At 31.6% G+C, this 7,251-nt stretch carries 6 protein-coding genes; all 6 read left to right on the top strand.

Translation table 11 applies throughout. From position 1 onward, the window contains the following. The coding region (locus Q1J40_RS04565) for a YoaH family protein (RefSeq protein WP_301098861.1) at nucleotides 1-152 on the top strand (152 nt) is incomplete at its 5' end. Between the two features lie 1,630 nt (nucleotides 153-1,782). Continuing rightward, complete coding sequence (locus Q1J40_RS04560) at nucleotides 1,783-3,003, top strand: LeuA family protein (protein WP_301098860.1); 1,221 nt, start codon at nucleotides 1,783-1,785, stop codon at nucleotides 3,001-3,003. A 152-nt stretch (nucleotides 3,004-3,155) separates the two neighbouring features. Further along, nucleotides 3,156-4,133 carry a bile acid:sodium symporter family protein gene (locus tag Q1J40_RS04555; RefSeq protein ID WP_301098859.1) on the top strand — a complete coding sequence of 326 codons (978 nt, stop codon included), beginning with the start codon at nucleotides 3,156-3,158 and terminating at the stop codon, nucleotides 4,131-4,133. A 137-nt stretch (nucleotides 4,134-4,270) separates the two neighbouring features. Then, nucleotides 4,271-5,083, top strand: a complete 813-nt coding sequence (locus Q1J40_RS04550) for an SDR family NAD(P)-dependent oxidoreductase (protein WP_301098858.1) — start codon at nucleotides 4,271-4,273, stop codon at nucleotides 5,081-5,083. A gap of 64 nt (nucleotides 5,084-5,147) precedes the next feature. Further along, the gene (buk, locus tag Q1J40_RS04545) at nucleotides 5,148-6,206 is read left to right on the top strand and encodes a butyrate kinase (protein ID WP_301098857.1); all 1,059 of its coding nucleotides are present in this window, start codon (nucleotides 5,148-5,150) and stop codon (nucleotides 6,204-6,206) included. Between the two features lie 8 nt (nucleotides 6,207-6,214). Beyond that, entirely contained in the window at nucleotides 6,215-7,117 is a 903-nt protein-coding gene (locus Q1J40_RS04540) for a phosphate acyltransferase (RefSeq protein ID WP_301098856.1), read from the top strand. Nucleotides 7,118-7,251 lie beyond the last annotated feature (134 nt).

Raw genomic sequence — 7,251 nt, 5'->3', positions numbered from 1 at the left:
TACTTTCCTTAACTCATGAGCAACAGCAGCAAGCTGTTGAAAAAATTCAGAAACTGATGCAACAAGGCATTGGCAGTGGCGAAGCCATTGCAAGAGTTGCAAAAGAATTGCGTGAAAAATATCAGACAAATGAGTTATCAGAACAATCATAATTGAAGATCATATTAGCTATTGTAGTAGATAGTATGACGATATTTATTGCTTTTTCAACAGTTCAATAGGTACCAGCTTTCCTAAGATACTAGGGCTATGTTACATATAGATATTTTTGATAACCGTAATACTGTATTACGGGAGGTAGAAGAATATTTTCTATTAATTGCTATAGATTAGCAGTATGAAATCTATTAATTATAAAGATAACTCATTATAAATTAATTAAAAATAAGCAATATAATTACTAAACTTTAGGTGTAATAAACAAATTTTATGCTACAATACCTCTTAAAACTATACAGATACCATACTCGTACGAGTCGAGGTCCAATCAGTAAATATGCTAAAAGTAAACTCACTGCCATTATCTACACAAATTTATTTAGGATAACCATTATGTCATTCAGCTAACCGGTCAGATAGCGAATAGCTCAATACTGGAATGCTTGTTCCAATATCATACCTAAAACTTCATGATTATAATCGTCAGCCATATTAAAAGTATGGAAATAGATTTTGTTATTCAATCTATCACTCATAAAATTCATACCATGAACCTAATGTTTTAGGTACATTGAGTGGTTGAGAATTTTACGACGACAAATGTCTTTTAGCTTTACGGCATAAGTTTTGTGGTATAAAAATAGTTTATACGTTTATAATTCCCACAAATAACCTAATTTTCGTATGTGATTAAAACACTTTAAGAAAACCTTCAGCAATTATGTTTTTCAGTGATTCCTATTAAAACCTCTACAACCTTGCTATCTTGAGTAACTTTAAGTTTATTAAGAACTTTTTGCTTACATACTCTACAAAACACCCTAAATTTTATTTATTACGTCTTGCTTTTTATTTGTAAAGAGTTAATTTAACAATACCATACTTACAGCATAATTTTTTATTTGACATACCTATTTCAGCTTCTTTTTGTATAGAAATTATTTAGGTTTTAATCATTCATTTGCTCATTTTGAGTGCATTAATGAGATTGAAAATTTTAGAGATAAGTAAAATTCTCTTTATACAAATATAATATTATTCCCAGAACTCATTTCAAGCTGTATTTAAATAAATGCAAATCGCATTTTAATCACAATGACTTAAAGACTGAAATTCATATGTTAAAACAATTGGTTGAAACTAATTTAGTCTAGTTATCTAGAATAGCATCTTATTTTATAAAATTTAAAAATGTGATGTTCATCACATTTTTAAATTTTAATTCTAATATCAAGTAAGTTTTTTGTGGTAAGATTGCGTACGCAATTAGAGATTACTTGATATCTTTTTTAATATTGTATTTTAATAAGTAATATTTTTCTGTTCAGATTTATAAAAATCTATACGTAGCTGTGTTATAGCTAATATTTAATTTAGATATTATAGTCTACCCTCTTAATTCTTATTTATATATTTACTACAATTATTCTTATCTTATATCTAGTTTTATCTTTTAATATTTTACTTTTTAAATTGTTATACATAATTATTATTAATATATTGAAATATATATTAAATTCAATATTAAATAGTATTGTATGTTTTTTATTTGTATTTGTATAAAAATATGCTACGTCATCTTTAAATTTATTTTTTATCAACAATAATTCGAGGAGAATTACTATGAGTTTTAAAGAGAATGGTAAATGGTGGGTCAGTCCTTCAAATTACGATGAAAGTGTAGTAAGCAAATTTAACTTTCCAGAAAAAATTGAATTTCTCGATACTACATTGAGAGATGGAGAACAACAACCTGGTATTATTTTTACCAAAGAAGAAAAAATTGAAATTGCTAAACGTCTGGATAAAGCTGGTGTTCAAAGAATTGAAGCAGGAACACCTGCAGCTTTAGCTGAAGATGCAGAAGCAATTAAAGAAATTACCAGTTTAGGACTGAAAGCAGATATTTATGCTTTCGTACGAAACATGGTAAAAGATATGGAATTAGCAAAATCATGTGGTGTTGATGGAGTTATTGCTGAACTTGTAGGTAGTGAGCATCTATTAAAAGTTGGTCAAAGATGGGATGTGGATCGCGCAATAAAATCAGCGAGAGAAGCGACAACTGCAGCTCATGAAATGGGTATGAAAGTAACTTTCTTCCCAGCAGATTCTTCAAGAGCAGATTTAAATTACTTAATCAATTTAGTTGGTGAAGTAAAAGCAGAAGGTCATATTGACTCACTAGCTTTAGTAGATACTTTTGGTGTATTGTCTCCAGAGGGGGCTTTCCATAGAGTAAGTAAATTAAGAGAAGCATTCCCTGGCTTACCAATAGAATGTCACTTCCATGATGATTTTGCAATGGGGGTATCAACATCAATTGCTGGTCTTACAGCTGGTGCATCTGTTGTACATACCACAGTAAATGGTATAGGTGAAAGAGCTGGAGGAACACCGATGGAACCTTTAGCCCTTGCATTGGAAGCTATGTATGGCCAAAGTTCAGGATTAGATATGACTGAATTTAAAGAACTTTCTAAGTTTGTTTCAAAATGTGCAAGAATTCCTGTTTCTCCTACAAAACCAGTGGTTGGAGATAAAATTTTCTTATGGGAAACAGGGTTACCATCCAACTTGTGGCTAAATGTAAAAGATGAAGATCCTTTAATCATGTTGCCGTATCATTGGTCTATGGTTGGGCAACAAATGCCAGAACTTCTTATGAGTAAAAAGAGTGGTATTCGCAATGTAGAATATTGGCTAGAAAAATTAAATCTTTCTGTTCCAGAAGGAAAAGAAAGAGACTTATTAATGGCCGTTAAGGAACTTTCTCTTGCAGAGCATCGTACACTAGAAGAAGCTGATTTCCGTAAGCTAGTTGCTCAAATTAATGCACAATAATACTTTGATAGCATAGGAGCATAAATGACAACAACAGAACTTGTTTTGATTGAACATTGTGAAATTGTTGTCATTTTTTTATAGACAGATTATAAGCTAGTGGATCAGATGTTGATACTAGAAAGTAAATTTTTGTGAAGAATGGAGTATATATGAATTTTCTTGTGACAATAGCCAAACAAGTACAAAAGCATTTTGCTATATTCACAATTATAGTAGCGATTATAGCCTTTTACTTTCCTCAAGTCTTTCTATGGGCATCAAGTTATTTAAATCTTGGAATGATTATAGTCATGTTTGGTATGTCTTTGACTATGGAATTTGATGATTTTAAAGAACTTGTAAAAAGACCTAAAACCATACTAGTTGGGGTGGTTTCGGTCTTTGTAGTTTCTAGTATTGTTGTTTATGGAATTGTTAATGTTATTTCACTCCCAGTTGGATTAGCAATAGGCTTATTATTATGTGGAGCTACTCCTGGCGGAGTTATCACTAATGTTTTAACCTTTATTTCAGATGGTGATGTATCTCTATCTGTAGGATTGACTTCTTTAGGTACTTTATTAGCACCCATTTTTATGCCGTTACTTTCTTTGTTATTAGTAGGGCAAATGACGGAAGTTGATGGTGGAGAAATGATTGCAAGTGTTTTACTTAACGTAGTATTACCATTGGTAGTAGGTTTGACGATAAAAGCATTATTTAGAGAAACAGCTGTAAAAATTTCAGAGTTTTCGCCATTATTTTCATTACTTGCCTTAGCATTAATGGTAGGCATCATTGTAGGATTGAATAAACAAAAATTAATAGAATCTTTAGATATCAAACTTTTTATTGCCGTTGTGTTATTTATCCTAATTCCTACAATTATTAGTTTTGGTATTTCAAAAATATTTCATTTTGGTATTGCACAAGCAAGAGCAACAGCCATTGAAGTAGGATTCAAAAATACAATATTAGCTTCTATTATAGCTTCTAATGTATTTAAAGATTTTCCAGAAGCGGCATTACCAGGAATTATTATTGCTGTTATATCTGCGGTATTAGGTCCAGTTATTGGAAATTATTGGGCAAATTTAGGTGGTGGAATTAGAGCAGAAGCGGAAAAACAACAAGAAGCTATGAAATAAATATTTGTACTCTTAAAACATGGCATATTTATTCTATATTTTAATAGCATTTCTATTATGACATTGAAATTAAGAAAGTTGTGTAAACTTATCCTAACAAAATATAAAGTAATTTAATTCAGTGTAAGGAGTAATTTATGAAAATAGGACAAAATCTAGAAAAGTTATTTTCTTTGGAAGATAAAGTAGTACTATTTACTGGCGCTGGAGGAGGAATTGGCACTGCATTATCAAAAGGATTAGCTGAAGTAGGTGCTAAAGTTGCTTTATGTGATCTTAATGCTGATAGTCTTCAAATAGTGGAAGATGAAATAAAAGGATTTGGTGGAGAAGTCAAAAAATTTATATTAGATTTACAAAATTTAAATTCTATAAAAACTTGTGTTAATGATGTAATAAATGAATTTGGAAAAATTGATGTGCTAATCAACTGTGCAGGAATTAATATTAGAAAAGGTAGTTTAGATTTTTCTGAAGAAAACTACGATAAAATTATGAATATAAATTTAAAAGGTGTTTTCTTTATGTGTCAAACAGTCGGATATCACATGGTAGAGAGGAAGTCAGGTAGCATCATTAATTTTGCTTCTACTAATGGTCGTTTAAGTGTATTAGGTGGATGCGCACCGTATGGTATGACTAAAAATGGTATCATTACTCTAACTAAATCATTGACAATTGAGCTTTCTAAACATGGTGTGAGAGCTAATGCAATTGCCCCTGGCCCAATTAGAACTCCTCTTTCCGAAGTTTACTGGTCAGATAAGACTAAATCTGAATTCATGCTAGATCGTATCGCAATGAAACGTCCTGGTCGCCCGGATGAATTAATTGGACTGATAGTTTTGTTAAGTTCTGATGCTTCAAGTTATATGAGTGGTTCTGTGTACGTAGTAGACGGAGGATATGAAGCTGGCGGTCAAACTTGGGAGTATGATACATGCTATTAAAAAATTCTCTTTAAGTATTTATGTATTATAACAGATAGGTAAATATACATATAAGGATCTTGTTATGAAGTTATTGATTATTAATATTGGTGGATCCTCTACAAAACTTGCTATATATGAAGATGAAAAAGAGATAATCACAGAGGTTATTCGCCATCCAGAATCAGATTTTAAAGAGTTTGATTCCATTTGGTCACAATATGAATATCGAAAGAATGTCGTAGAAGAGTTTCTAAAGAGAAATCAAACTACTCTTTCAGATCTTCAAGCTATTGTATCAAGAGGCCCAGTAGTAAAACCTTTACATTCTGGTGTTTATTATATTAGCAAGGAAATGGTAGATGATGCACAAAGTGGAAATTACGGTATGCATCCATCAGGTTTGGGCTGTAAAATTGCTTTGGAAATGTCTGAAGGAAAAATCCCTTGCTTAACGGTTGATCCACCTTGTGTAGATGAAATGATTGATATCGCTAGGATAACAGGTTTACCTCAAATTAAGCGAGTTAGTTTTTTCCAAGCTCTCAACCATAAAGCTAAAGCTAAACAATTAGCAAAAGAGTTGGGTAAAAAATATGAAGATTTGAATTTGGTTATAACCCATTTAGGCAGTGGTATCTCTGTAGGGACCCATCGCAAAGGACAAGTTATTGATATAACAAATGGATTAGAGGGAGATGGCCCGTTTGGATTAGATCGTGTGGGTACATTACCCGCTGGTGACTGGATGAGATATTGCTTATCAGGTGAAAAAACCAAGGATGAATTAAAAAATATCATTAATGGTGGTGGAGGAATCCTTGCACATTTAAAAGTTAGAAATGCTATTGAAGTAGAAAAAATGATTGAAGATGGTGATGAACATGCTGCATTAATTTTTCATGCTTTGGCGTTTCAAGTTGGTAAAGGTGTTGGTGCAGCATCAGCAGCATTAGGAGCTAAACCAGATGGTATTATCGTAACAGGTGGATTAGCGTATTCAAAACGATTTATTGACCATTTAATGCCAATGATTGAGTGGATGGCTCCTGTTTATATTTGGCCTGATGATAATGAAATCGAGTCTTTAGCTTTTGGAGCTTTACGAGGTTTAAAGGGAATAGAGACAATTTACAGCTATTGAGGTGAACAATGAAAAGAATTGAAGATATTTGTAATCAAGTCAAAAATATAAATCGTAATATTAAAATTGGTATTGCTGGAATTAGTGGTGAAGAAATTAGAATTATCAAGGAAATTGCTCAATATCATTTTTTTGAGTTTGTTCTTGTTGATCGAAAAGATACTATAGAATCATTGCTAAAAGAGCATGAACTTTCGGGTAATAATATCTATATAGAACCCGTGGAGAATGTATCTTTGGCTCCTAGAAAGGTATTTGAATTATTGAAAGAAGGAAAAATTCACTTACCTATGAAAGGACAAGTTCATACTTCAACTTTCTTAAAAGCAGTATTGGATAAAGAAATCGGAATTGCTAGTGGTAAAAGATTAAGTCAGATCACTGTTTTTGATGGCTATAATGATTCATTACAATTTTTGACAGATTGTGCAATTAATATTAATCCAAATTTAAATGAAAAAATTGAAATTTTAAATAATGCCGTTAGCGTATATCAAAACTTCAATAAAGAAGAGCCTAAAGTCGCTTTACTAGGTGCGGTTGAAACTGTTTCTGAAAAAATGCCAGACACTTTAGATAGTGCAATTATCACTCAAATGAATCGTAGAGGACAAATCAAAAATTGTATCGTTGATGGTCCATTGAGTTTAGATGGTGCTATTTCAAAAGAATTAGCAGAAATTAAACATATTACTGGTCCTGTGGCTGGCAATGCACAAATCTTACTTTCTTCTGATTTAAGAGAAGCAAATAATTTAAGTAAAGCAATTATTCATTATGCTAAGAAAAATGCTGCTTCCATTATTGCAGGAACCACGCGTCCGCTTGTTATGACATCTCGATCAGATTCAACTCAAAATAAAATTAACACGATTTTTATTGCAAGTTATATGATGTTACAACTGTCTTAGAGAAAGCTTTTTAAGCCACACAATTTGATGAGATAGATAGTCTGCACTGTCTATCTCATTTTTTACATTTTTAATATCGCTGTGCTGATAACTTGTTGCTGAATAATATTTTTCTATAAGAAGATTATCATTAG

Source organism: Otariodibacter sp., from assembly GCF_029256985.1.
Lineage (GTDB): Bacteria > Pseudomonadota > Gammaproteobacteria > Enterobacterales > Pasteurellaceae > Otariodibacter.
Note: the sequence above shows the minus strand (reverse complement) of the source record. Positions and strands in the feature narration are given on the sequence as shown.